Source organism: Streptococcus sp. 1F3, from assembly GCF_054968985.1.
In genome coordinates this window covers 1-26,219 of the sequence record NZ_JBUEQR010000071.1, presented here as the reverse complement: position 1 = coordinate 26,219, position 26,219 = coordinate 1, and the positions used below count along the sequence as shown (strand labels likewise).

Here is a 26,219-nt window from a genome sequence, read left to right as displayed (position 1 = left end):
CGAAAATGTATGTATGTCAGTTATCATTTAGAAGAAATCCTCCAGCAATTAGGTTTTAGAGATAGAAGATAGGGGGGAGAGGAAAATGAAAATGAGCCATCCTTGCTTCAAAAAAAGTGTTTGATAAACAAAGTGAGATGAGAAAGCCTTCATGCGTTTGACGTGCAGGATGGTTTCCCATTCTAGAAAAAGTGTAGGCTTTATGTTAAAATAAGCCTATGATGAAACTAAATACAGCTTTAGGGCTTCTGGCAGGAAAAACCTCCCAAGCCATTCTCAATGCATTCGGTCGTGGAACAACCCTACCGGGAAAAATTGCCCTACAATTTGACAAACATATTTTAGATAGCCTCGCCAAAGATTATGAAATCATTGTGATTACAGGTACAAATGGCAAAACCCTAACGACAGCCTTGACGGTTGGTATCTTAGAGGAAGCCTTTGGAGCGGTCACAACCAATACTAGCGGAGCAAATATGCTGACAGGCATTACAGCTACTTTTCTGTCGGCTAAGAAAAATAAAGACGGCAAAAAAATTGCCGTGCTAGAGATTGATGAAGCTAGTCTTGCCAAGGTGACCGAATTTATCAAGCCGAGCCTCATTGTCTTTACAAATATCTTCCGCGATCAGATGGATCGCTACGGTGAAATCTATACGACCTACCAGATGATTGTTGATGGTGCGGCTAAGGCGCCAACGGCAACTATCCTTGCAAATGGGGATAGTCCCCTCTTTCATTCAACCACACTGATAAATCCTATCCGCTACTACGGATTTGCGACTGAAGAGCAGGCACCGAAGTTAGCCCACTACAATACCGAGGGGGTGCTCTGTCCACATTGCCATCAGATTTTACACTACAAGATGAATACCTATGCCAATCTAGGAAATTACATCTGCCTAGCTTGTGGCTTTGTGCGTCCCGAGTTGGACTACAAGTTGACCGCCCTCAAAGAGATTACCCATGTGTCTTCAACCTTTACCATTGACGGACAAGAATACAAGATTAACATCGGTGGAATCTACAATATCTACAATGCCCTTGCTGCAGTCAGTGTCGCCGAATTTTTAGGGGTTCCTCCTGAGAAAATCAAGGCTGGTTTTGATAAGAGTAAGGCTGTCTTTGGTCGTCAAGAAACCTTTAAAATTGGTGAAAAGGAATGTACATTAATCTTGATTAAAAATCCAGTTGGAGCAACTCAGGCACTTGAAATGATTCAACTCGCCCCTCATAACTTTAACCTTGCGGTTCTGCTCAATGCCAATTACGCAGACGGGATCGATACCAGCTGGATCTGGGATGCAGATTTTGAACGAATCAAGCAGATGCAGATTCCGCATGTCTTTGCAGGTGGGGTTCGTGCTTCTGAAATTGCACGTCGTTTACGGGTTGCCGGTGCTGCTGTTGCTAACATGACCCAAGATCAATCAATTGCCAAGATTCTCGATTCGATTGAAGCACACGATACCAAACATACCTATATTCTTGCAACCTATACTGCTATGCTAGAGTTGCGGGATATTCTCGCGCAACGCCAAATCGTCGGAAGGGAGATGAAATAAATGGTCTATCCATCGCTTATAAGTCCAAACAAGGACTATGACTACCAGCTCCACATTGCACATCTTTACGGAGATTTGATGAACACCTATGGTGATAATGGCAACATTTTGATGCTCAAATACGTGGCTGAGAAACTGGGAGCAAGTGTCCAAGTGGATATCGTATCTCTCAAAGATGAATTTGACAACAATTTCTATGATATTGCCTTTTTTGGAGGGGGGCAAGACTATGAACAATCTATCCTCGCCAACGATTTGTCAACCAAAAAAGAAAGCCTATCAGCCTTTATCGAAAATGGAGGAGTGATGCTTGCCATCTGCGGTGGCTTCCAACTCTTGGGACAATACTATATCGAGGCGGGCGGGCGAAAGATTGAAGGCCTGGGTATCCTGGGTCATTATACGCTCAATCAGGTCAACAATCGCTTTATTGGGGATATTAAAATTCATAATGAAGAATTTAACGAGACCTACTATGGCTTTGAAAATCACCAAGGACGAACCTTTTTAGCAGACAATCAAAAACCACTGGGGAAAATTATTTATGGACATGGCAATAACAATGAAGACGGAGGGGAGGGGATGCACTATAAAAATACCTTTGCTAGCTACTTCCACGGTCCAATCCTCTCTCGTAATGCCAACCTAGCCTACCGTCTTGTCACTACTGCCTTACACAACAAGTATGGACAGGATATTCTTCTTCCTTCCTACGAGGACATTCTTTCTCTAGAAACTCCCGAAGAGTATGGCGATATCAAAAGCAAGGCTCGCTTTGAGGAATAGGAGAATCTCATGAAAACAAAAGTACACTACATTACTGTCTTGCTCTTGATTTTACTGATTGCAGGACTGTCTCTTGCTAATATGGAAACTGTCAAGGTCAGCTATCTCTTTGGCTATTTCAAACTCCCCTTGATTATTCTTATTCTGGTCTCCGTCTTACTCGGTGCTATGATTGCCAGTCTGATTGGCATGAGTAAGCAATTTGCAATCAAGACCGAGTTGAAACAAGTCAAGAAAGAATTGAATACTCAAAAACAAACACTCGAAGAAAAACGAAAACAAGCCCAGCGAGACTTAAACCATCAAGCACAAATCCCTACAGAATAGGCTCCCTGATGGCCACCAACTAAACAAAGCAGCCCTAGTATCTATCTACTGGGGCTACTTGTTTTGCACCTTTATACTCATTTAGTTTAACTTTTATTACTTCAACGATTGGGGAAACTCCGTTTCCTTATTTCCAACTTCCAATCATCTTCCAGATGAATTGGAGAAACTCCGTTTCCTTATTTCCAACTTCCAATCATCTGCTAGATGAATTGGGGAAACTCCGTTTCTCTATTTCCAACTTCCAATCATCTACTAGATGAATTGGGGAAACTTCGTTTCCTTATTTCCAACTTCCAATCATCTTCCAGATGAATTGGGGAAACTTCGTTTCCTTATTTCCAACTTCCAATCATCTTCCAGATGAATTGGGGAAACTCTGTTTCTCTATTTCCAACTTCCAATCATCTGCTAGATGAATTGGGGAAACTTCGTTTCTCTATTTCCAACTTCCAATCATCTACTAGATGATTGGAACCCGCTTTGCCGTACTCCACGATTGTTACTGACTATCGTCAGTATGATTTCCAACCTTCAACAGTCCTTAGACTGTTGAAGCAGTCTGCAGCTCCTTGCCTAGTACTAAAAGTAAACTAATACTCAATAAAAATCAAATCTCTCAAGCTTTTCGGTCAAGACTTCCCATTCCTCCATGAGCTTATCCTGCTGATGCGATAGGGTCTCCATTTCCTTTTGAAGATTGGTCAATACCTCTACCTCGTTGGTCTCAAACATTGCTTCTTGAAGCTGACTGGAGGTCTGTTCTAGCTCATCAATCTCAGCTTCAATCTGTTCCACTCTACGAGCTATTTTACGTTGCTCTTTTTGGCTATCTTTCTGCGCTTGATAATTGCTAGCTCCACTGGAATAAGAGGGACTCACTGAATCCATCGTCTCCTCTAGACCGACTGACTGCTCTGCTTTTTTCTCCAAATAATAATCGTAATCCCCCAAATAAAGGGTACTACCTGTTGCAGATAATTCGAGAACCTTGGTTGCCACCCGATTGATAAAATAACGGTCATGACTGACAAAGAGCAAGGTCCCGTCATACTGGATCAAGGCCTCTTCTAAAACCTCCTTGCTATCAATGTCCAAGTGGTTCGTCGGCTCATCGAGAATCAGAAAATTATTATTTTCCATAGATAGCTTCGCTAACAAGACCCTCGCTTTTTCTCCACCAGAAAGCATCGCAATTGATTTTTGAACATCATCGCCCGAAAAAAGAAAGGCTCCCAAGCGGTTGCGGATTTCCACCTCAGGGGTCGTGGGAAAGGCAGACCACAATTCTTCCAAAACAGAATTAGAGGGAGTAAGGGCAGACTGGGTTTGGTCATAGTAGCCAACTTCAACATTAGCCCCGAGCTTGGCTCCACCTTTGATAAATGGTAATTGCCCAACAATCGATTTTAAAAGGGTCGTCTTTCCAATACCGTTAGGTCCTACAATAGCTATAGCATCTAATTTTCTTTGATCAATGTGAATCGGTTCAGACAGAATCTCCCCATTATAGCCTACAGCAGCCTGCTCGACTGTCAGGACAATATTGCCAGAGGTCTTATCCGAATAAAAGGCCATATTGGCAGATTTTTGCCCTAAGGTAGGCTTATCTATCCGCTCCATTTTTTCCAGTTGCTTTCGTCGCGCTTGAGCTCGCTTGGTGGTTGAAGCCCGGACAATATTTTTCTGGACAAAATCTTCTAGCTTGGCAATTTCTTTTTGCTGCTTCTCATAATGCTGCCACTCAGTCAGTAACTTCTGCTCCTTTAATGCGACAAAGGTCGAATAATTTCCTACATAGCGATCCAAGGAAGTTGCAGTCAAATCAAGCGTGATGGTCGCAACCTTGTCTAAGAAATAGCGATCATGGCTGACAATGATGAGCGCTCCCTTATAATGAATAAGGTAGTTTTCCAACCAAGCAATCGTTTCAATATCCAAATGGTTGGTCGGCTCATCAAGAACCAATAATTCTGGTTTTTCTAGCAACATCTTAGCCAAGGCCAGACGGGTATTTTGCCCACCTGATAGGGCTGAAATCTTCATCTGCCACATGGATTCGTCAAACTTGAAACCGTTTAAAATGGCACGGATATCTGCTTCATAAGTAAAGCCACCCGCTAGGCGAAACTCTTCTGATAGATGATCGTAGGTTTGAATCAGCTCTTCCAGTTCCAAGCCTGTTAAGCCAGCCATTTGAAACTCCATCTCTCGCAAACGTTTTTCAGTCTGACCAAGTCCAGAAAAGACCTGCAACATCTCCTCATAAATGGTATTTTCTGATTCAAAACGGCTATTTTGCGCCAGATAGGATAGGGACAAATCTTTCTTGCGATTGACTTCCCCACTGGTCGGTGCTTCTTCACCAACTAGAATTTTGAGCAAGGTTGACTTCCCAGCACCATTTCTTCCCACGATGGCAATTCGATCCCTTTCGTCCACCTGTAAATTGATATTTTCAAAGAGCACTTCCCCTGCAAAGGAGCGCTCGATTTTATTTCCTTGTAGTATAATCATCGTTCCATTTTATTCTAAAATACCATAGGCATATACACTATTTGCAATCACCGTCACCACTATTGTCTGAATTGTATCTGTGATAAAGGCTTACAACTTCCTCAAACTGATTGAGATTAAATTCTAATTGAAATGTTTTTGCAACCAACAGCGCTTGCTGTTTGAAAGCCTCGGTTAAGTCCTCGATATCCTGATTCGCCACAGGATAGCCTGTACATAAAAGTGTCACTTGAGTATCTAGTCGTGATTGTCGTCCCTCGTATTTACTCCAATCTCCGAGAGTATTGGGACATATAGCACAACTAAGGTAAGAAAGACTCGCCAAGATATGACGCATTCCCAAAAGACAGTGGAGAGCATAATTACTTTCTCCTCGTTTTGTCCGTCTGAGATATTCGTGTAAATATGCATAATATTTCACAAGATAGTGATTCAGCTGTTCTTGCTCAAGCGTGAACTCCAATTTTTGAGAGGCTTCTTTTATAGCTTGTAAAAAACCATGTTTATCTTGAAGAATCGCTATATCACGTAACCATAAGGAGGGTTGAACTTGACTTTTTCTATAAATAAAGAGGTCTAATTTCACGAATTGCCTAAAATGCACTACCGCAAAATAAGGGTGTTGCTCCTCAATAAATAAACAATCTGTCAATGTATTGAGGCAATGGAGAAGGACATCTGTAGGATTTAATGCATCATCTAGGACAATCCGAAAATCAATATCAGAGTAAGCATCTGCTGTCTGATTCGCCAAGGAACCACCTAAGAAAATCCCTTCTATTCCCTTTACTTGTGCTATTATTGCTTGGATTTCTGCTAGCTTTTCTTGTCTATAAGCAACTAAACTTTCCATACCAATCTCCTCTATTATTAGGACAAGCGTTCTTCTAGTTGAAACTCAATGGGCAACCAAGATAAAACGACTTCTAACTGCCTATCCCAATAGTACCATTCGTGCTTACCAGGTGCTGTCTGATAATCAACCTCATAGCCAAGTTCTTTAAAGGACTGAGCTGCAAAAGCATTAGCAGCTAGTAGGAAATCCTGTTCTCCACACCAGATATACATCTTCGTCCTTTTATCTGCTTTTTTCGCCAAATGAACGAGGGAATAAGGATTATCTGGACTTTCCCAGTCTGAAATCTCACCAAAGGTCCCTATCCAATAGGCGAGGCTTCCCAAATCTTCCTTTCTTGGGTCAAAATCCTTAAAGCTAAGGGCTCCCGACAGACTGGCAACATGGGAAAAGCGATTGGTTGCTAAGGCTAGGTACATAGCCCCATAGCCTCCCATAGATAAGCCAGCAATAAAGGTCTTTTCCCGTTTATCTGTCATATTTGGGAAAAAGCGTTTTAATATTTCTGGTAATTCGATTGCCAGTGCATCAAAATAGGGATAGCCGTATTGGGTATTGACATACCAACCATTATGGGTATCTGGCATGACGACTATCAAATTGGTCTTGCGCACCAAACGTTCCAAGGCTGTCAAGCGCAACCAAGTCGTATCTCGCCCACCCATTCCATGCAGAAGATACAAGACTGGAATATCCGTATCATCGGGATTATCCACCCGCCCTTTATCTGGATATAAGACTTGAACAGACAAGTCCAAGTCCATTACAGAGGAATAATAGGTAATACTCATTAGAGCCATGATTCTTCTCTCCTTTCAATAGAAAAAGGTGGGCTTTTCTGCCCAAGCAGCTCTCACCTTTTTCTGTCTATTTGTCTATACTATTTGACTTCCATGATAACGGGCAGGATAGCGGGACGTCTCTTGGTTTGATCAAAGAGATATTTCGCAAGTTCATCACGAACAGATGACTTCAGCTCTGCCCAATCAAAACTGTCCTTTGTAAAGTAATTTTCTACTGTTGCATTGACCAAGTCAGAAGCTTCACGTAGAATATCACGGCTCTTTTTCACATAGATAAAGCCACGTGTATTCACCTTAGCTTTGGAAATAATCCGTTTGTCACGGCGATTGACCGTAATCGCCACGATAAAGATACCATCTTCTGATAAAATTTTACGATCACGAAGAACGATATTACCGACATCTCCAATCGCATTCCCGTCAATCATGACGTCCCCCGCAGGAACCGAGCCACTATGGACAAAGTCACCCTGCTCATAGCTCATAATATCCCCTCGTTTAACGATGAAAATATTTTCTGGATACAAGCCAATTTCAAGTGCTGCTCGAGCATGAGCATCTAACTGACGATATTCTCCTTGTACTGGAAAAAGATACTTAGGCCGCAGGATATTTAACATCAACTGCAAATCACGTGCATTCCCATGCCCTGATACCCGTAGATTCTTAGTAATTGACTTAACCACACCACCTGCTTGGTAGATCATATTTTCAACACGTGCCACAACTGCCTCTTTGGAAATAGTTGGGGTGGTGACAATGTAAACCAAGTCTCCGTCCTTAATTTGGACATAGCGATGGCGGCCGATTGACATCTTACGCAAACCGTTTAAAGGCTCACCCATGCGCCCTGTTTCCAAGATAATCAGTTCATGATCCTCAAATTTATTCATTTCTTTTGGCTTAATTAACAGACGCTCGCTGACCAGACGCAATTTTTTCAATTGAATAGCTGTGCGGACGATATTTTCTACATCGTAGCCTGTCAACACCACGCGGCGACCAGTTGCTTCAGCGGCATCAAAAATTTGCTGGATACGGACGATGTTACTCGCAACTGCAGCAACAATCACGCGCCCTTCCCAATCTGCAATGGTATTGAGAATTTCTTCTGCTTCTTCATGCATGCTGGCAACTTGAATAGGACTATCAGCATTGGCTGAGTCAGACAAGAGCGCTAAAACACCTTCGTTCCCAATTTCTGCTAGACGCCCAAAATCGGTCTTATAGAAGGGATCCGCAGCTTGATCAAATTTGAAATCACCCGTATAGACAATATTGCCCTCATCCGTCTTAATCACAATCCCCAAACTCTCAGGAATCGAGTGGGTTGTTTTAAAAAAGGAGACAATAGAAGTTCCAAAATCAATTTCTGTCTCTGCATTAATGATGTGGAAGTCCTTGAATTTCTTGGTCGCATTGTAATTTTTAACGACCAATTTTGCCAATTCAATGGTCAAATGAGAGCCAAAGACAGGTACGCGTACATTTTCTAGCAAATAAGGCAAGGCACCGATCGCATCTGCATGCCCATGGGTTAAAAATACACCTGCTACACGCTGCTTATTTTCTACCAAATATTCAAAATTGGGTACGATAACATCAACACCGAGCTGTTCATTTTCTGGATATTTCAGCCCAGCGTCCAAGACAAAAATCATGTCATTGACTTCGGCAATGTAGAGATTTTTCCCATTCTCACGGACACCGCCCAAAGCCATAATCTTTATATCAGTCATGATAACTCCTTTATTTCTTTTTTATCCTCAAAGAAAATCAACCTAGAAGGAAGTCTCCCCATTTTACACAGTGAAAGAGCGAACCTCACTATCCTCCTCTTAAACCATAGAATCAAAACAAGTTCCGTGGGATGAGCTGGCAAAGTATGGGGTTGATTTTCAAAAGGTATTACTAACGGTCCTTGGAGTTCCAAGTCGAATTACAGTCTTGCAATTTCTTGCATATCTATACTATTATACCCTTTTTTCAATCTTTTTTCAAAAAAAGAGCAGGTTCAGAATCAACTTCCCCTCCTCCTTATTAGTCTATTCAAACAACCGATAGTAATCGTCCAAGGTCATTTCTTCTTTTTCTGCCTTACTCAAGTCCTTAATGATCTGCCCGCCTTTCATGACTAGAAGACGATTGCCATATTTTAGGGCATCTTCCATCTGGTGGGTAATCATGAGAGCTGTCAATTGATCCTTGGTTACAAAATAATCCGTCAACTTCATTAGAGCCACACTGGTCTTGGGATCAAGAGCTGCCGTATGCTCGTCCAAAAGCAATAATTCTGGTCGCTTCAAGGTCGCCATCAGAAGGCTTAAGGCTTGCCGTTGCCCACCAGAGAGAAATTCAAGCGGAGTATCCAAATGCTTTTCAAGACCGTTACCAATCTGATCGATGGTCGCTTGAAATTCTTCCTTATAGCTTCCCAATCTTCGTGGAATAAGCCCGCGTCCTTCTCCTCGAAACTTAGCAATCAAGAGATTTTCTGCAACGGTCATTCGAGGAGCGGTTCCCATTTTAGGATCTTGAAAGACCCGTGCTAGATATTTAGCCCGCTTTTCTGGTGAGAAATTGGTCACATTTTCTCCCATAATCCGAATGGTTCCACTCGTGAGGGGCAGGGTCCCTGCAATCACATTGAAAAGGGTTGATTTTCCTGCACCGTTTCCCCCCAAAATCGTGATAAAATCATGCTCATAAATCGTAAGAGAAACCTGCTGCAAGATGACTTTTTTTTCATCAAAGCCATTATTGACCACTTTTGTGGCATTTTCTAATTCTACAATTGCTGTCATTTGCTGAGGGTCACTCCTTTGAAGAATTTTGTTTTTAGGGTTGGAATCATGAGGCAGATGGCTAAAATCACAGCACTATAAATGCGGAGGTAGCTCGTATTAAAACCAAGTGCTATCACTGCCCAGATGAGAAATTGATAGATAATTGCTCCTACAACAATGGTCAGCAACCGTTCTGCCAAGGTCAAGCTCTTAAAGAGAACTTCTCCAATGATCAAACTCGCAAGCCCAACGACAATAACCCCAATCCCCCGTGAAACGTCTGCGTAGCCTTCCTGTTGAGCAATTAGCGCTCCTGCTAAAGCAATCACACCATTTGACAAGATTAAACCCATCAGCTCCATGCTATCGGTGTTAATACCAAAACTCCTTGCCATATCTGGATTATCCCCTGTTGCAATATAAGCCTGTCCAAGTTTAGTATCGAGAAAAAAGAGCAAGGCTACAATGACCAAGAATACAAAAGTCAAACCTGCGACTAGATTGTTAACAGAGTTATTAAAAGGGAGGTAATCTTGAATTTGCTGCGTCCCTAAGAGACCAAGATTGGCTCGCCCCATAATCATCAGCATAATAGAATGGCAAGAAGTCATGACCAAAATCCCTGAGAGAAGGGTCGGAATCTTTCCCTTGGTATAAAGCAAACCCGTTACTAAGCCTGCCACACAACCTGCAAGAATGGCTAAGAGGGTCGCAAAAAATGGGTTCACTCCACCACTAATCAGGGTAACTGCAACTGCACCGCCCAGAGGAAAACTTCCTTCGGCTGTCATGTCTGGAAAGTTCAAAATCCGAAAGGTCATATAAATACCAAGTCCTAAAATAGACCAGACCAAACCTTGTGATACTATTGATACAATCATATTTTCTTCCTATACCTTGAAGAAAAGAGGAAGCTAGACCATTATTGGGCAAGCACTTCTCTCTTATTTCTCCTTATTTTTTATTCTACAATTTCACCAGCAGCTTTTTCGATTTCTTCTGGAATGGTGATTCCCAATTCAGCTGCTACTTTTTTGTTGATGATTGGCGCCCCTTGGTCTACCACATCAACAGCTGTCTCAGCTGGTTTTGCACCTTTCAGAATCTTAGCAGTCATTTTTCCTGTTGAAACTCCTAGACCATATTGACTAACCACAACAGAAGCCAATCCGCCTTCTTTTACCATGGTATCCGCACTTGGGAAGATAGGTACTTTCGCCTCCTTATTGCTTGCGACTACTGTCTTAAAGGCTGACGCAATAGCATTGTCTTGAGGAATCCAGATAGCATCAACCTTGCTAGTCATCACTGACATAGTGGAAGCAATTTCGTTACTAGAGGGAACTGGGTAGGCAAGTACCGTATAGCCTTCTTTTTCTGCCAATTCCGTGAATTTTTCTACGTTTAATTTTGAATTATCTTCGTTACTGGAATACAGAACACCGATTGTTTTTGCGGTTGGGGTAATCTTCTGAATCAGGTCCAGTTGTTGCGCAATCGGTTGTGGGCAGGCAACTCCTGTCACATTGGCACCTGGGTTTTCAAGGCTTTTGACTAATTTGGCACCAACTGGATCAGTGATAGCCCCCATGATAACTGGTAGGTCACTGGTTGCATTAGCAAGTCCTTGGGCCGCTGGTGTTGCAATACCTATCAAGACTTGATTCCCATTTGATACCAACTGCTGACTCATAGTAGCGATTTTCCCTTGGTCACCTTCAGCATTCATAAAGTCAATCTTGATATTTGCATCTTTATAGCCTTCTTCTGCAAGACCGTCTTGAATGCCTCGGTAAATTTCATCAAGGGCTTCATGGGTCACAAACTGAAGTACTCCCACCTTGACCGTTTCACCCTCAGTCTGCACCTTCTTATCTTCCTTCTTATTGGTTAGAAAGATTGCTCCAACAACGACAGCCACCAAAGCCAAAATAGTTAATAGTAAATTCTTATTTTTCATGATATCCTCTCCTCCTTGTTCGCAAGTCAGTGCTCTATTTCGATTTCATATCCTATAAACAATAGATTCGCCAACGCTTTTTCATCATTTAATTCCTCCTCATACGGTGCTGCTTTCATAGCACTACAGAAAAAGCCCTCACATACAAAAAATTGTATGCGAGGGCGTCAATGACACGGTGCCACCTCACTTATGGAAACTGTCTAGAATGGTTCCATATCTCCATCTCCTCTATCAAGGAGTTGCACGGTAAGGGGTGCCAACCGAATTCTCATTGTTTTGAATTCAATACATAACCTCAGCCCATTTCATAAACGTCCGCTACTTGTTCGCAATATCCACAAGCTCCCTGAAAACGTACTGTCTATTACTTCTTCTGATTAGTGAATATTATAGAACTTCTCATTTGCTTTGTCAATAGTTTTTTGTAAATTTTCTAAAAAATGGTATAATTGGAAAGCAAAGCCGGTTAGGCTTGACCAGCAGGAAATAGAAATACGAGGAACAGCAATGTCTTTTGACGGATTCTTTTTACACCATATGACGGCTGAATTACGAGAGGCACTTGAGGGTGGTCGGATTCAGAAAATCACTCAACCTTTTGAGCAGGAAATCGTCCTCCATATCCGTAGCAATCGGAGCAGTCACAAATTACTTCTTTCTGCCCATCCTGTCTTTGGTCGTGTCCAACTGACCGAGGCTGAATTTACCAATCCCAAGGTTCCAAACACCTTTACCATGGTTTTACGGAAATACTTGCAAGGAGCTATTATTGAGTCAATCCAGCAGTGGGAGAACGACCGGATTCTAGAATTTATTGTCTCAAACAAGGACGAGATAGGAGACCATGTAAAGGTCAGCCTCATCATTGAAATCATGGGTAAGCATAGCAATATTCTCCTCATCGATAAACTAGAAAAACGGATTATTGAAGCCATCAAACACATTGGCTTTTCACAAAATTCCTATCGGACGCTTCTCCCTGGGGCAAGCTATCTCCGTCCTCCTGAAACCAATCGTTTTAATCCCTTTACAATTGGCAATGAGAAATTATTTGAACTTCTGAGTACAGAAGAGCTCACGCCCAAGCGACTTCAAACTCTCTTTCAGGGTTTGGGACGCGATACTGCAACAGAATTAGCACAAGGTCTGACCACTGATAAACTCAAACATTTCCGTAGTTTCTTTGCTCAAGCCTGCCGGCCCACTCTAACGACAAAGTCCTATTCTGCCCTACCTTTTTCAGACAGTCAAGAAAAATTTACCAGCCTCTCTCAACTCCTCGACCACTACTATCGGGATAAGGCGGAGCGTGACCGGGTTAGCCAACAAGCTCAGGAATTGATCAAGCGGGTCACGAGTGAATTAGATAAAAATCGCAAGAAGCTCATCAAGCAGGAACAGGAACTCCTTGATACTGAAGCTGCCGAACTCTTTCGCCAAAAAGGGGAATTGCTGACAACCTATCTCCATCAAGTTCCAAACGATCAAACCAGCGTTACTTTAGACAATTATTATACAGGTAATCCTGTAACAATTGAACTTGATATTGCCCTCACTCCAAGCCAAAATGCCCAACGCTATTTCAAGAAGTACCAGAAACTAAAGGAGGCTGTCAAACACCTCAATAGCTTAATCGAGGAAACGAAATCAACTATCGCCTACCTCGAAAGTGTGGATACGATGTTGGAACAGGCTAGTCTTTCTGAAATTAACGAAATTAGAGAAGAGTTAATCGAAACTGGCTACCTCAAGCGTCGTCATCGGGAAAAAATCGCCAAACGCCAGCAACCCGAACGCTATCTGGCAACAGACGGGAAAACAATCATTCTCGTTGGAAAAAACAATCTCCAAAATGATGAGGTGACCTTTAAATTGGCAAAGAAAGGTGAATTGTGGTTCCATGCTAAAGATATTCCTGGAAGCCATGTTATCATCACAAATAATCTGAATCCTAGTGACGAAGTGAAGACCGACGCTGCAGAACTAGCTGCCTACTTCTCTAAGGCTCGCTACTCCAATCTCGTGCAGGTCGATATGATTGAAGCCAAGAAATTACATAAGCCAACTGGTGGAAAACCAGGATTTGTTACCTATCAGGGACAGAAAACACTCCGAGTTACTCCAGATGAATCCAAGATTAAGGCCATGAAACAGTAAGAGCTAGGCAATAGAGGGAAAGAACAGATGAATGAAACAATCAAAAACTATGTGAATGTTTGCATTAAAAAAGGAAATCAGGTCCTGCTGTTAGATCGCCAGCATGATGATTTCAAGGGCTGGATTCAACCCGGCGGCAAGGTTGAATTTCCAGAGACTTTCTTTGAAGCTGCTATTCGTGAAGTCAAAGAGGAGACAGGACTGACTGTCCTCGGTCTGCAACTGAAGGGCATCTCCGGCTTTACCAATCCAATTGGACAAGAACGCTACGTCTACTATGACTTTCTCTGTGAAGATTTTGAGGGTGAAATCTTGACTACATCACCTGAAGGTAAACCAAAATGGTGGTCGATTGACCAACTTGACCAGCTTGATATGCAAGAGGATGTAAGAGAGCGACTCCCTCTTTACTGGCGCAAGGGCTCCTTTGAACGCATTCATTACTGGGACGAGGAAAAGCACTGCATTTCTCATACGAAAGAAAAACTGTATGATTGATACTCAATCATAACCACCCGTGAAAACGGGTGGTTTATTTGTTCCGCACCTTACAGGGTGTGACTGACTTATAGTCACATAATACTCTTTAAAAATTAAAAGGATACTTGGTCAACTTGCCTTGGTGAAGGCTCGTTCTACCTTCAGCTTCGATTATACCCATTTAGTTTAACTTTTATTACTTCGACGATTGTGGAAACTCCGTTTCCCTATTTCCAACTTCCAACCATCTGGAAGATGATTGGAACTCGCTTTGCCGTACTCTACGATTGTTACTGACTATCGTCAGTATGATTTCCAACCTTCAACAGTCCTTAGACTGTTGAAGCAGCCTGCAACTCGTTGCCTAGTACTAAAAGTAAACTAAATAACTATATAAGGAAATGAGCGGTGCTACTCTCATTTCCAACCTTTCACAATTCTTAATTGTGAAAGCTAGTCTACTTTTGATTTTTAGTGAGTATAAAGAAAAAGCGCAATTTACACAATGAACCACGCTTTCATATTTGAAGATTTTAGGATACATCACACACTGTGCCTCCTCGCTTTCTTATTGACAGGCTCGGGATAAAATAGCACAATGTGCTTCCTCGCTTTCTTATTGACAGGCTCGGGATAAAATAGCACACTGTGCTATTTTATTCCGCCTTATCAATATCTTCCCGCACCTCTTTTGCATTGAATTTTGCAAACAGAAACTGACGATCCTGAACTGGGAAACGTTGGTCTAGCTGATCAACAGCCCCGACTTCAACGAAGCCTTGGCTGATGACATAATCCATCACATGCCCACCAAAACGATGGTCATCTGAAATAAAATGTAGGTGGTAGCCTGCGACACTCACGCCATGAAAAATCTCAGGTGTCCAGATACCGACGATGGTACCTGAAATATCCTCAGCTGTATATTCCGGCTGGTGGGTTGCAACCTCTGCAAACTTCATATCTGAGGTAGATTTTGGAATCATTCGGACATGCATCTTTGCGAAGTGACCACGAATTTTAATGGATCGAAAGAGATTTTCACCATCGTAATAGGACTCAATCCGTGCTTGCAATTCCTGATCAGTCATTTCAAAACGCTGCTTAAAAATGACTTCTGCTTGATGAAAAATCACTGCTGCATATGGTACCTTTACATCATGCGATACCTCTACTACCTCTGGTCTATCACCAGACCCTTTGGCTTGGTAGGCTTTCCCGTCCAATACAATCAATTCCCCATCAATCGAGTCAAGTGTTCCTAGCCCTAAATCACCATGTTCTAACAGTTCACCTACTGTCAGAGAGCCACCGTACAAGCCAGCCATCAAGGCTCCGAGTGTGTTATACTGAAATAATTTATTTACTTCCATTTCTTATCCTTGATTATAAAATTCCTGTATGAGAAGATCATCTGGTACTAATTGCAGGTAGTGACTTGCCAATTTTTGGGCTTCCTCTAGTTGACCAAGTTGCCGTAATAACTCCATATAATCTGCTAAAAATTCAGGATTTTCAGCTAAATCCTGCTGCAGTTGTTCAAAAAGAGTAAGTGCTTCTGCTTCTCGCTCCAAGGCCTGGTAGGCTTTGGCAATATTCCAAAGAGCCAGGACATGATCCAATTCTTCCGAATAGAGATCTACTGCTTCCTCATAGCGTTCCTGTTCTAGATAGAGATTGGTCAAGCGCAGAACGACCTCATTTTCATCATCAACACCTGTCCTCGCTTGCAAGAGATAATCTTCGGCAGCCTTGATATCATGATCCTCATAGGCATACTGAGAAGCTAGTAAAAGCAGGGCAGGGTCGTATTCGTTTTTGGCAAGCCCCTTTTCGATCATCTTCCGTGCCTCTGTCAACTGATGCTCTCCATGAAGAGCCTTGGCATATGCATACTCGTAACCCTCAAATTCTGGATTCATCGCATCTAACTGCTTGAAATAGAGGACTGATTTTTGATAATCTTCTCGATCCAGCAACAATGTTGCCAGTTCAAAGACTGTCTGATCATCGTAATTTAATTCAACTGATTTTTCCAAAAACTCAATTGCCACTTCAAATTTTCCCAGACTTGCATAGGCAAGCCCAATCCGTTGATAGGTGGACACACCTGTCCACTCATAGATTTCTCGATTATCTAGCTGGGCATAATATTGAATGGCTTCCTTGTATTCTTGTAACTCCATATCTAATTCAGCTAGACCAAACAAAATGACTGGCTCATCGCTCAACCGACTAGCTTCTAAAAGCTTTTCTCTCGCTACATCAGCCAAGCCTTCCGATTGATAGAAATCGGCTTTTACAAGCAAGGCTTCCAGGTAGACTGGACTGTCTGGAGCAATCATTTCCAGATAGGCAAAGGCGTCATCTACCAAGCCATCTTCATTAGCAATTTGGGCGAGTTGAATCGCAAGCTCCGGATAGTCTTCCTGTAAGCGCAGGTAAATTTCTTTGGCCTGTGGTAGAAATCCTATACTTTCCAGATAAGCTGCTAAATCCAACAAGACCTCATCTGAATCAGTCTCCAGCGCCCGCTGAAAATACTTCATCGCCTTTTGTAAATCTTGTTGCTCCAAGCAGACCAACATTTTTTCACTATTATTCATCTATACCCTCAATCACTTCATCTTCTGGATCATACAAACCACTATAGTCCTTATACCATTCAAAAATAGCTTTTAAAACCACCTTAATAGAAGCATAAATCGGAATACCAAGGAGTACACCTAACACACCAAACATCTGTCCAGCAGTCAAAAGGACAAAAAGAATCGTAATCGGATGAATATTCAAGGAGCTACCGATAATCAAAGGGGTTACAAAGCGTCCCTCAATGGTTTGCTCCACTGCAAATACAAGGATGACCTTAAGGAGCATAAATGGTCCTGCAATAGCTCCCAAGATAAGGGCAGGTATCATGGCAAGAAAAGACCCGAGATAGGGAATCAGATTCAAAAAGCCAGCTACAATCCCCAAGGTAATCGGATAACTTAGCCCAATTATTGAAAACATAATTGAAAACATCAAGGCAACAATCACTGCAACAGTCACCTGCCCCCGTACATAATTGGAGAGTTGACTATTCACATCGGTCAAGACAGCACCGATGGAAGCCCGCCACTTGGTCGGTAGGTATTCAGTAATATGCGCCTTCAGATATTGCCCATCACGCAGGAGATAAAAGAGGATAAAGGGCATAATCAAGACAGCTACGACCACCTGCGAGGTCGCACTGATCAATTCTTTAGCCCAATCCACCGCACTTGAAGATATTTTTTGGGCAAAGGAAATAATCTGGCTATTCACATTATCCAAGGCTTCCAAGGCTGTGGGACGGAACTGCTCAAATCGTTCATCCTGCAGGAGAGAGGTCACCTGTAATTCGATTTCCTGAATATAGGTTGGAAGATTGCGGGCAAAGCTCACGACCTGCCTTTGAATAGTTGGAATAGCAACTGCCAAGCCCCAAACCAAGAGAAAAGCAATAACGACAAATAAAATCGCTATGGCGATCGTTCGCGATACCTTACATTTTTCCAGCACATCGACAATGGGATTGAGCAAATAATAGAGCAAGCCTGTCAGGAGCATGGGCAAAAGAATGATTCCCAAAAAACTGGCAATCGGACTAAAAAGAAAGCTAAGCTTGGTCAATACAAGGATAGTCAACAAAACCAAGAGGGTCACAAGAAAAAATGTAACCGCTTGATTGTTGACAAACCATTTGAAAAACCAAGACAGGTAAAACGATTGTTTCTTATCTTCCATGTAAAACCTCTTCTTCTATTTTTTTCTATTATACCATGTATCCTCGATTTTCGGGTCATAGAAATCACATAGCAAACGGACTTTCCCTTTAAAATATGATATAATTTTCTAAATAAAATAATGGGAGAAATAAATGATGACACTCTATTTTGGAACCTATACTCGTAGAGCCTCTGAGGGAATCTATGCCGCAGATTTTAATGTCGAAACCGGCGAATTGAGCAACCGCCGTCTGCTTGTAGCTGAGCCCAATCCAACTTATCTGGCTTTATCAACTGACCAGTTTCTTTACTCCGTAGGAGCTAAGGGGGACCAAGGAGGGCTCGCTGCTTTTTCCCCAGACCTTAACCTGATCAACCACGCAGTATCAGCAGGTGCTCCTCACTGCTATGTATCGCTCGATGAAGAACGCCAACTAGTCTACGCTGCCAACTACCATAAGGGACAAGTCTTGGTCTATAAGCGCTTAGAAAATGGCGGGTTAGAGTTGACAGATACTCAACACCATAAGGGTTCTGGACCCCATAAAAATCAAGCTAGTCCGCACGTCCATTTCGCTGACCTAACCCCCGACCAATACCTCGTCACCTGCGATTTAGGAACCGATGAAGTCATCACTTATAGAGTAGCTGAGCAAGGAAAACTCCTACCACTCGCTCGTTATCAAGCGACACCGGGTGCTGGACCACGCCATATCATTTTCCACCCAACCACAAAAATGGCCTATCTCATCTGCGAATTGAATTCGACTATTGAAGTACTCATTTACGACGGTTTGGGAGAATTTGAACACATGCAGACCATCTCTACCCTGCCGGATGACTATACTGACTTTAACGGTACCGCAGCTATTCGCCTCTCTAAAGATGGGAAATTTCTCTATGCTTCAAACCGTGGACACAATTCGATTGCAGTTTACAAGGTTTTAGGAGATGCCAGTCTCGAGCTAGTAGATATCGTTCCAAGTCTTGGCAAAACACCGCGTGATTTCATTCTCAGCCCTGACAATCGCTTCCTTATTGTCGCCCATCAAGATTCAGACAATATCAGTGTCTTTAGTCGCAATGACGAAACAGGAAAACTCACTAGCTTATCTTCTGACTTTATCGTCCCTGAAGCCGTCTGCGTCCTCTTTTCATAAAGGCATAAGACTGAGCAACTGATCTTTAGCTACATAAAAACCGCCTACAAGCACGGGCAACAATACCTTGCTTGTAGGCGTTTTTTAACATCTAGTATTTTCGGATTATGCTCTGTCATGCTCAACGAATTTTGGCGAAACGCACCACTTACCTTTAACTATCTATGAATATTCAAAAATTTGGGTAGTTTTCTCTCCTTTCAATCTAGAGATAAAACGCTCCTTTCCTCACTCCCTCTAGTAAGGTGAGTTGAAAAAACAGTTACTCCTAACCAATATTAGGTTTTTATAACCATTCAAGTAAATCATTCAATGTCTGAATAGTTATGTCACTCGTTATAGCTGTCTGTTGACAATAATGGGGACCGATTCCTTGTAGCACATGCACAGTTCCCATTCCAACTTTCTTAGCAGGAAGAATATCATTGTCCATACGATCTCCGATGTAGACACAATCCCTCGCAGGGATCTGGAGCTGTCTTAAGGTAGCATCAAAAATTGCTCGGTCTGGTTTGTGATAGCCTACTTCTTCTGAGCATATAACTATATCAAAAAAGTCTATCGCAGTCACCTGCCTACCATAAGCTTGTAAAACTCTCGCACATTCATGGGCAAATCTTTGATAAGCTTCACTTTCATCCACCAAGGTGGATCCGACATCAAAAAATAGCCAGTTGGACATCTTATCCTCCCATTATTTTGTCTCACGCTTCCAGTCAAAGTGCGTTCCACTGACACTATAGGCTTCAAAACCGTTCCTATTTAAAATGGAGGCAGCTTGATTGGCGTAAGTGCAGAATAATCCCCGACAATATAAGATGATGGGCCTATCCTTGTCAAGCTTGCTTAACTTTTCTGTCAATATAGAATAGGGAATGTTGACTGCTCCCTCTACATGATCAATTTCAAATTCTACTTCCGAACGCAAATCCACTAGCTGTGCCTGATGGGCAAACACCTTATTTTTCGCCTCTGTCAAGTCAAGGGTCTTGATCTGATCATCGGTTGCAATAAATTGTTGCTCAATAAAGGTCAACATCGGTGATTGCTCCTCGCTAATCTGGTGAATGTCCCATAACAAATGCTCTACCATTTCTGATGAAACACTGTACCAAACATACTTCCCTTCTTTTTTTAGCTTAACAAGACTCGCTTCTTTTAAGACTTGTAGATGCCTAGAGGTGTTCGCAATGGACATGTCTGTCATCTTAGATAACTGCTCTACAGATTTAGGACCATGGACGAGCCGATGCAATATTTCTAAACGTTTTTCACTGGACAGTGCTTTTCCGATGCGCACGTATTCTTTGAATACCTGATCCATATATTGTCTGTCATCTACCAAAATCCTTGATATTCCTCGTTTCCATTCATTATCCAGTATTGATTATACCATATCTTTTTCTATCCGAATAAAAAAAGCTCTCCCTTCCCTTAGAAGTGAGAGCCTAGGTTTCTTACAGATCAAATTTCTTAGCAGTCATATTTCCAAGAATACCACCACTTACCAAGAAGATGAGAAAGACCCACCCAGATAAAGAAAAGTTTGCAATCGGTGTAAAGAGCGCTCCGACATTGCAACCATTTGCCAAGCGTGTTCCAAATCCCATCAAAAATCCTCCTAACATATAGAAAAAACTTTCTTTTCCTGTAATCCGTAATTCCGATTTGCATGCTTTGGTAAAGGTTCCTGAAATCAATAAGAACACGATTGTACCAAGAATAATTCCAAGGTTTTGAACACTGATTGGGTGCTGTAAAAAGGGTGTGGTAAAAGCTTCTTCAGGCAGTAGGGTAAAATTTGCCAAACTAGCTGCATCAACACCAAATAAGAGCAAGGCTTGTCCAAACCATATGCCGTAAGGAGTACTTGCACCCCATCCAGCCTTGGTAATCCCCATCAATAAGGTAAAAAGGACTGCTAGCACGACAGAGGCTGTCCCTAAAGACCAGGCATTGACGAAGAGACGGTTGTACCACTCTTCCGCTGTTACAGGTATGCTTGCTACTTCTGCTACTTCCATATCCTGCATTTTTTCACCAAGATGACCAATATAGGTTCCCGCTTGCTTACGGTGAGCTTCATAGCGATAAGCCATCCAAATCACAAGGAGGCATAAGATTCCTGTCAAAACAAGTGAACCTAGATAACCATCTAAGCCGTCAAATGGAAAGAGGTCTGGTAAGTACACCCCGCCATGAAGTTTAGCGCCTGTTACACTCGTTATCCATGATTGTTGAATCCAAGAAGCACTATTTTGGATAGGAAAGCCTACAAATACACCCAAAGCAAAGAAAAGCAAGGTCAGTATTCCCCTAGGAAGAGCAGTGACCAAGTCTGTCAATACACCAGAGGCACAGCAAGATGAAAAGGTCATGCCAAATCCAAAGAGCAGCCCTCCAAGTAATAAGCCCCAGTTAATTGGGTTAACCCATAAATCATAAGTGGTTGCTTCCCCCCTAAATAAGAAAGCTGCACTCAATAAACAAGTGATAAAAAACATCACCATCATGGTCCGCATAAGGCGAGTGGAACCTGTTCGATAGGCACGATTCACGCTTCCAGCAAAACCTGTATACCCCCTGCTTAAGGTATAACCTAAACCAATACCAATCATCAGACGGAAAAAGAGCATGTCTGAAGTCAAACAATACCGTCCAAAGAACAAGATGGCAACAATGCCTATGATTCCTATCACACGTTCAAACTTTTTCATTTTCTTCTCCTAAATTTTCTTTTATTTCCGATTCCTAATTACTCTAAAATACAAAAAACCTAGTACTATCCAAGCTATCAAAATCCCTAGCGAAATCCTACTTAACTGACTAGGAGAACCTGGTATCAGGAGTAGCCCAATAAAGAAAATACTGACCATAATACCGAGTTGACTCCCCCTTTTAGCGGGGGAGGTTCTGGCTACTCTCGCACTGATCACACACACATAAGTATACGTAACAGCTGCCATTAAACTGGATAAATCCACGATATAGACGATCATCTCTCGTCCCAAAAACAGAAGCATCATCGCTATTAACGATACAAATTTTAAGGCATGTTCTGCTACCTGATGTTGATTTTTTTGGGCATAACGGCTCGGTAATAGTTCATACAGTGCCAGTGAGGAAACCACCCGACTGCTTGCCAGCAGAAAGCCATTGATCCCTCCCACCAGTGCAGCTAATGAAGAAAGACAGAGGATAGCAAAGCCCACCTTGCCTACATAATGTAAGACAGCACTGCCACTTGCCCATGCTAAACTCCTTACTTGAGTAGGCGAATAAGCCAAGGCTGTTAACAGATTCAATACATTATACATCAGCATACCAACTGCTATTGCTAATACGGTAAGTCTGCAAGTTGCCTTGCTTGAAAATCCCAAATCCATCATCACCTGAGGCACAAGGTCAATACCTACAAATAAAAAGGGAAAGATGGCTACTACTTTGATAATCGCTACCAAATCAAAATGATAAGAGGCTAGGTAAAAGGTATAAAACTGTTGTCTATTCCCATGGTATACCATCCAGATAGTCAGAGAAAAAACAGCCACAAAAAGCCAGAAAATCACTATTTTTTGAAAGAGCATTGATAGCAGTAATCCATGCTTATTCATCCAGTAAAAAAGACAGATGACAGCCATTCCAATCCCAATTTCTGACAAGTAGACAGGATGGGTCGTAATCGTATAGAGATAACCATAAGAGATATTGCCAAAAATCTCCTTTAAGAGGAGACTTACAGCTGTTGTATTTAAGGAAATAAGCGTCAAATAACAAAAACTGAGCGCCCAACCAACAACAAATCCATGTTTATTTCCTAGATGCAGTAGGGTATAAGAGAACTCTCCACCTTGCTCTTGATGGTAAAGCATCATCGTATGGTAGCCAACTTGAATAGCATACAGTAAACAGGCACCTACCACAAATCCGATAGCAGTATTGATGACTCCTGCTTCTGGTAAAAATTTAGTACCAGGCAAGGAAAAAGAACCCCAACCAATTACTGCACCTAGCACAAGGGCAAGGATGTCTAATTGCGATAACTTCTTTGACATCACTAATCAAAATGATAGCCTGTTACAATTGGCTCGCGTCCTGTTGTCTGATCCTTGAAATACTCATAATAGCTCAACATCAAGAAAGAACCTTGAATATTGATAACATTCTCATAGCCATATCCTTTTAAGGCACAGATTGCATAGTAACTATTCCAAGAAGTCCGACAATGGATATAAACAGGTCTGTCTCTTGGAATTTCGTCCAAGCGTTCACGAATTTCTGCCAGTGGAATATTGACTGCCCCTTTGATATGACCAGCTTCAAAAGCCTCACGCCCCCGAACATCTACGATAAATTCTCCCTTTTCTACTAAGTTACGAACACTTGTCACAGCCACTTGCTCATAGACGCCTTGTAGATAATTCAAGCCCACGATTCCTGCAAAATTCACGACATCCTTAGCCGTAGAAAAGGCTGGTGCATAACACAATTCCAACTCTTTCAGATCTTCTAAATAGCCACCCATGCTAATAACCGTTGCAATCACATTGATATTTTTAACAGGATTTCCTTTACTGATTGCTTGGGCACCCAGAACTTTGCCTGTCGGATATTCATAAAGCAATTTAAAATACATTGGTGAAGCCTCTGGCATTAAGCCAACACGGTCATTAGGGATAACAAGAGCAACACGATAGTCTATCCCTTCAGCCTGGCAACTTTTTTCATTCAGACCGGTTGCTGCTGCATTCAAGCCAAACACTCGAATACAAGATGAACCAATCACTCCACGGTTTGGTTGTGGTTTACCAGATAGGATATCTGCTAGATTTCGAGCTTGCTTTTGGGCAGGACCGGCTAATGGTAAGCGTACTTTTTTCCCTGTCTGACGATTGGTCACTTCAATCGCATCTCCAATCGCATAGACATCTGGCAGATTTGTCTGATAGGTCGCATCGACCGCGATAGCTCCTGTCTCGCCCAATTGGATACCCGATCCGACTGCAAATTCCACATCAGGAGTTACCCCAATCGCCATAATCACTGCTTGAGCAGGCAATTTTTTCCCACTGGATAGATAGACACTATAAGCTGTAATCTCTTCTACTCCATCTTCTAAAATAAGATTGATTCCTTTGTCTAGAAGTTCCTTATGCAGTATCTGCACCATGTCCTCATCAAAAGGGGTCATAATCTGCGAACTAGCTTCAACCAAATGAACCGTTTTTCCCGATTTCTTCAAACATTCAGCTACTTCTACACCAATAAAACCACCACCGACTACAACAATATCCTCGGCAGCTTCCACAGTTAGATGATGGGCAATCGCTCTCACATCAGACACGTTTTTTAGACTGAAAACATGTGAGTGATCGATTCCTTTAATCGATTGTGGTAAGAGTGCTTTTGCTCCAGGTGATAGAATCAAAGCATCATAAGAATCCTCAAATTCTTCACCTGTTTCCAGATTTTTAACAACCACCTTATGCTGGTCTGAGAGAATGTTCACTACCTCATGGCGAACCTTAACGTCCAGATTATAGGTCTGTTTTAAACTAGCGGCGTCATAAAAAACCAAATCTTCAATGTCTGCAATTTCTCCACTAAAGTAGTTTGGCAAACAGCAATTTGAAAAAGAAACATCATATCCCTTATCGTAGATTTGAATCGGAACATGTTCATCAATCCGCCGTAACCTAGCTGCGACAGATGCTCCTCCTGCAACTCCACCAACGATAATATATTTCTTAGGCATTTCCTTCCTCCTTAGCTTGTGATATTTTTTTCAAACTTATTTTAACATTCAATTGAATGTTAGTCAATGCTTTCTCATCAATTTATCTCCAATTTCTATCTTTCCCTCACTATCTTATTTCTAACACGTCTAGTGCTCTTCCAATCAGAATATCCAACTGCCTATATAGTTGTTTCGTTTACTTTTAGTACTAGGCAAGGAGCTGCAGGCTGCTTCAACAGTCTAATGACTGTTGAAGGTTGGAAATCATACTGACGATAGTCAGTAACAATCGTAGAGTAGGGCAAAGTGAGTTCCAATCATCTAGAAGATGATTGGAAGCTGGAAATAAGGAAACGAAGTTTCCACAATTCATCTAGAAGATGATTGGAAGTTGGAAATAAGGAAACGAAGTTTCCACAATTCATCTAGAAGATGATTGGAAGCTGGAAATAAGGAAACGAAGTTTCCACAATTCATCTAGAAGATGATTGGAAGTTGGAAATAAGGAAACGAAGTTTCCACAATTCATCTAGAAGATGATTGGAAGTTGGAAATAAGGAAACGAAGTTTCCACAATTCATCTAGAAGATGATTGGAAGCTGGAAATAAGGAAACGGAGCTTCCACAATTCATCTAGAAGATGATTGGAAGTTGGAAATAAGGAAACGGAGTTTCCACAATCGTTGAAGTAATAAAAGGAAACGAAATGAGTATATCAGAAAAAAAGAGCATCACTGTCTTTACTAGATGGACAAGAATAAATAACTCAAAAAACTACTTACTTTCAATAGGAACTAGACCTTTCTCTATTTTTGGCAGACGATTCGATTATCTTTTTCCAATGGCTATTCTTCGACTGGTCTTTACGCCCTTCTCCTCTACAATCTTCAAAAAACTAGGAATTGAACACATCGTCTATCTCCGATTTTTACTTTACTCTTGACGTCCTCACATCTTAATTGAACACTCCCTAAACTCTATACGAAAAAATAGACAGGGGATTCAGCTTTGGCTAATAACAGATATAGCAACCTATACTTTCTATGCTAGTACAAACTTAACAACACAAAAAGGATTTCGTTCTGTACTAGACACTACAGAACGAAATCCTTTCAATCATGGCTCTATAATTTCTGTAGTGGGTAAATCCACTGTAGAGATTATGGAGCCTTTTTGAGTATAGAAAAAAAGTCCCATATGACTTATAATGAAAAGCGACTAACAACTCATTAGAAAGACTCATATGAAACAACTAAATCTTATCACAAATTTTCTCAGAATTAAAGACAAAAATATCGTTATCACTGATGAATTTGATATGGGAACTCACTTC

Annotated in this window: 21 protein-coding genes; 6 read left to right on the top strand and 15 right to left on the bottom strand. The window is 41.8% G+C overall.

What is annotated here, in order from left to right:
* Positions 1 to 221 precede the first annotated feature (221 nt).
* The 3 genes from murT to ACVPON_RS06960 are packed head-to-tail and all read left to right on the top strand — an operon-like array spanning position 222 to position 2,678.
* Positions 222 to 1,565, top strand: a complete 1,344-nt coding sequence (murT, locus tag ACVPON_RS06970; protein ID WP_462877525.1) for a lipid II isoglutaminyl synthase subunit MurT — start codon at positions 222 to 224, stop codon at positions 1,563 to 1,565.
* Positions 1,566 to 2,351 carry a lipid II isoglutaminyl synthase subunit GatD gene (gene gatD, locus ACVPON_RS06965; protein WP_462877522.1) on the top strand — a complete coding sequence of 262 codons (786 nt, stop codon included), beginning with the start codon at positions 1,566 to 1,568 and terminating at the stop codon, positions 2,349 to 2,351.
* Positions 2,352 to 2,360: 9 nt separating this feature from the next.
* Positions 2,361 to 2,678, top strand: coding sequence for a LapA family protein (locus ACVPON_RS06960; protein WP_462877520.1), 318 nt, complete (start codon positions 2,361 to 2,363; stop codon positions 2,676 to 2,678).
* Between the two features lie 600 nt (positions 2,679 to 3,278).
* Here the strand turns inward: ACVPON_RS06960 and ACVPON_RS06955 are convergent.
* From ACVPON_RS06955 to trpX, 7 genes are all read right to left on the bottom strand, one after another.
* Positions 3,279 to 5,195 (bottom strand): ABC-F family ATP-binding cassette domain-containing protein, encoded by a 1,917-nt coding sequence (locus ACVPON_RS06955; RefSeq protein ID WP_462877518.1) that lies wholly within the window; start codon positions 5,193 to 5,195, stop codon positions 3,279 to 3,281.
* Positions 5,196 to 5,232: 37 nt separating this feature from the next.
* Positions 5,233 to 6,048, bottom strand: coding sequence for a nucleotidyltransferase domain-containing protein (locus tag ACVPON_RS06950; protein WP_462877516.1), 816 nt, complete (start codon positions 6,046 to 6,048; stop codon positions 5,233 to 5,235).
* 17 nt (positions 6,049 to 6,065) lie between these two features.
* Positions 6,066 to 6,851, bottom strand: a complete 786-nt coding sequence (locus ACVPON_RS06945; RefSeq protein ID WP_462877513.1) for an alpha/beta hydrolase — start codon at positions 6,849 to 6,851, stop codon at positions 6,066 to 6,068.
* An 80-nt stretch (positions 6,852 to 6,931) separates the two neighbouring features.
* Positions 6,932 to 8,593 (bottom strand): ribonuclease J, encoded by a 1,662-nt coding sequence (locus tag ACVPON_RS06940; protein WP_462877511.1) that lies wholly within the window; start codon positions 8,591 to 8,593, stop codon positions 6,932 to 6,934.
* Positions 8,594 to 8,899: 306 nt separating this feature from the next.
* Positions 8,900 to 9,658: an ABC transporter ATP-binding protein gene (locus tag ACVPON_RS06935; RefSeq protein ID WP_462877509.1), complete on the bottom strand. Its 759-nt coding sequence runs from the start codon at positions 9,656 to 9,658 to the stop codon at positions 8,900 to 8,902.
* Positions 9,655 to 10,521, bottom strand: a complete 867-nt coding sequence (locus ACVPON_RS06930) for an ABC transporter permease (protein ID WP_462877507.1) — start codon at positions 10,519 to 10,521, stop codon at positions 9,655 to 9,657. Before ACVPON_RS06930 ends, ACVPON_RS06935 begins: the two co-directional genes overlap by 4 nt.
* A gap of 80 nt (positions 10,522 to 10,601) precedes the next feature.
* Positions 10,602 to 11,600: a tryptophan ABC transporter substrate-binding protein gene (trpX, locus tag ACVPON_RS06925; protein WP_462877505.1), complete on the bottom strand. Its 999-nt coding sequence runs from the start codon at positions 11,598 to 11,600 to the stop codon at positions 10,602 to 10,604.
* Positions 11,601 to 12,110: 510 nt separating this feature from the next.
* On the opposite strand from trpX, the gene ACVPON_RS06920 reads away from it, so the two are divergent.
* Entirely contained in the window at positions 12,111 to 13,760 is a 1,650-nt protein-coding gene (locus ACVPON_RS06920) for an Rqc2 family fibronectin-binding protein (RefSeq protein ID WP_462877503.1), read from the top strand.
* A 27-nt stretch (positions 13,761 to 13,787) separates the two neighbouring features.
* Entirely contained in the window at positions 13,788 to 14,258 is a 471-nt protein-coding gene (locus ACVPON_RS06915) for an NUDIX domain-containing protein (RefSeq protein WP_462877501.1), read from the top strand.
* Between the two features lie 638 nt (positions 14,259 to 14,896).
* Here ACVPON_RS06915 and budA read toward each other — a convergent pair.
* The 3 genes from budA to ACVPON_RS06900 are packed head-to-tail and all read right to left on the bottom strand — an operon-like array spanning position 14,897 to position 18,008.
* On the bottom strand, positions 14,897 to 15,613 hold the full coding sequence (gene budA / locus ACVPON_RS06910) for an acetolactate decarboxylase (protein ID WP_462877499.1): 717 nt from the start codon (positions 15,611 to 15,613) through the stop codon (positions 14,897 to 14,899).
* Positions 15,614 to 15,616: 3 nt separating this feature from the next.
* Positions 15,617 to 16,846, bottom strand: a complete 1,230-nt coding sequence (locus ACVPON_RS06905) for a tetratricopeptide repeat protein (RefSeq protein WP_462877497.1) — start codon at positions 16,844 to 16,846, stop codon at positions 15,617 to 15,619.
* Positions 16,839 to 18,008, bottom strand: coding sequence for an AI-2E family transporter (locus tag ACVPON_RS06900; protein ID WP_462877496.1), 1,170 nt, complete (start codon positions 18,006 to 18,008; stop codon positions 16,839 to 16,841). Before ACVPON_RS06900 ends, ACVPON_RS06905 begins: the two co-directional genes overlap by 8 nt.
* A 136-nt stretch (positions 18,009 to 18,144) precedes the next feature.
* Between ACVPON_RS06900 and ACVPON_RS06895 the strand changes: the two genes are divergently transcribed.
* Positions 18,145 to 19,149, top strand: coding sequence for a lactonase family protein (locus ACVPON_RS06895; RefSeq protein WP_462877524.1), 1,005 nt, complete (start codon positions 18,145 to 18,147; stop codon positions 19,147 to 19,149).
* Positions 19,150 to 19,435: 286 nt separating this feature from the next.
* Here ACVPON_RS06895 and ACVPON_RS06890 read toward each other — a convergent pair whose 3' ends face one another.
* The 5 genes from ACVPON_RS06890 to ACVPON_RS06870 all read right to left on the bottom strand — a co-directional run bounded on the left by ACVPON_RS06890 (position 19,436) and on the right by ACVPON_RS06870 (position 24,904).
* Entirely contained in the window at positions 19,436 to 19,831 is a 396-nt protein-coding gene (locus tag ACVPON_RS06890; protein WP_462877493.1) for an HAD family hydrolase, read from the bottom strand.
* Between the two features lie 12 nt (positions 19,832 to 19,843).
* On the bottom strand, positions 19,844 to 20,473 hold the full coding sequence (locus tag ACVPON_RS06885; RefSeq protein WP_462877491.1) for an ArsR/SmtB family transcription factor: 630 nt from the start codon (positions 20,471 to 20,473) through the stop codon (positions 19,844 to 19,846).
* 133 nt (positions 20,474 to 20,606) lie between these two features.
* Positions 20,607 to 21,866, bottom strand: a complete 1,260-nt coding sequence (locus tag ACVPON_RS06880) for a YeeE/YedE family protein (protein ID WP_462877489.1) — start codon at positions 21,864 to 21,866, stop codon at positions 20,607 to 20,609.
* 21 nt (positions 21,867 to 21,887) lie between these two features.
* Positions 21,888 to 23,204: an APC family permease gene (locus ACVPON_RS06875; RefSeq protein WP_462877487.1), complete on the bottom strand. Its 1,317-nt coding sequence runs from the start codon at positions 23,202 to 23,204 to the stop codon at positions 21,888 to 21,890.
* 2 nt (positions 23,205 to 23,206) lie between these two features.
* On the bottom strand, positions 23,207 to 24,904 hold the full coding sequence (locus ACVPON_RS06870; protein WP_462877485.1) for an FAD-dependent oxidoreductase: 1,698 nt from the start codon (positions 24,902 to 24,904) through the stop codon (positions 23,207 to 23,209).
* Between the last annotated feature and the right edge of the window lie 1,315 nt (positions 24,905 to 26,219).

Coding starts and splice junctions, on each gene's coding strand:
- murT (WP_462877525.1), top strand. CDS start 222: ATGAAACTAAATACAGCTTTAGGGCTTCTGGCAGGAAAAACCTCCCAA.
- gatD (WP_462877522.1), top strand. CDS start 1,566: ATGGTCTATCCATCGCTTATAAGTCCAAACAAGGACTATGACTACCAG.
- ACVPON_RS06960 (WP_462877520.1), top strand. CDS start 2,361: ATGAAAACAAAAGTACACTACATTACTGTCTTGCTCTTGATTTTACTG.
- ACVPON_RS06955 (WP_462877518.1), bottom strand. CDS start 5,195: ATGATTATACTACAAGGAAATAAAATCGAGCGCTCCTTTGCAGGGGAA.
- ACVPON_RS06950 (WP_462877516.1), bottom strand. CDS start 6,048: ATGGAAAGTTTAGTTGCTTATAGACAAGAAAAGCTAGCAGAAATCCAA.
- ACVPON_RS06945 (WP_462877513.1), bottom strand. CDS start 6,851: ATGGCTCTAATGAGTATTACCTATTATTCCTCTGTAATGGACTTGGAC.
- ACVPON_RS06940 (WP_462877511.1), bottom strand. CDS start 8,593: ATGACTGATATAAAGATTATGGCTTTGGGCGGTGTCCGTGAGAATGGG.
- ACVPON_RS06935 (WP_462877509.1), bottom strand. CDS start 9,658: ATGACAGCAATTGTAGAATTAGAAAATGCCACAAAAGTGGTCAATAAT.
- ACVPON_RS06930 (WP_462877507.1), bottom strand. CDS start 10,521: ATGATTGTATCAATAGTATCACAAGGTTTGGTCTGGTCTATTTTAGGA.
- trpX (WP_462877505.1), bottom strand. CDS start 11,600: ATGAAAAATAAGAATTTACTATTAACTATTTTGGCTTTGGTGGCTGTC.
- ACVPON_RS06920 (WP_462877503.1), top strand. CDS start 12,111: ATGTCTTTTGACGGATTCTTTTTACACCATATGACGGCTGAATTACGA.
- ACVPON_RS06915 (WP_462877501.1), top strand. CDS start 13,788: ATGAATGAAACAATCAAAAACTATGTGAATGTTTGCATTAAAAAAGGA.
- budA (WP_462877499.1), bottom strand. CDS start 15,613: ATGGAAGTAAATAAATTATTTCAGTATAACACACTCGGAGCCTTGATG.
- ACVPON_RS06905 (WP_462877497.1), bottom strand. CDS start 16,846: ATGAATAATAGTGAAAAAATGTTGGTCTGCTTGGAGCAACAAGATTTA.
- ACVPON_RS06900 (WP_462877496.1), bottom strand. CDS start 18,008: ATGGAAGATAAGAAACAATCGTTTTACCTGTCTTGGTTTTTCAAATGG.
- ACVPON_RS06895 (WP_462877524.1), top strand. CDS start 18,145: ATGACACTCTATTTTGGAACCTATACTCGTAGAGCCTCTGAGGGAATC.
- ACVPON_RS06890 (WP_462877493.1), bottom strand. CDS start 19,831: ATGTCCAACTGGCTATTTTTTGATGTCGGATCCACCTTGGTGGATGAA.
- ACVPON_RS06885 (WP_462877491.1), bottom strand. CDS start 20,473: ATGGATCAGGTATTCAAAGAATACGTGCGCATCGGAAAAGCACTGTCC.
- ACVPON_RS06880 (WP_462877489.1), bottom strand. CDS start 21,866: ATGAAAAAGTTTGAACGTGTGATAGGAATCATAGGCATTGTTGCCATC.
- ACVPON_RS06875 (WP_462877487.1), bottom strand. CDS start 23,204: ATGTCAAAGAAGTTATCGCAATTAGACATCCTTGCCCTTGTGCTAGGT.
- ACVPON_RS06870 (WP_462877485.1), bottom strand. CDS start 24,904: ATGCCTAAGAAATATATTATCGTTGGTGGAGTTGCAGGAGGAGCATCT.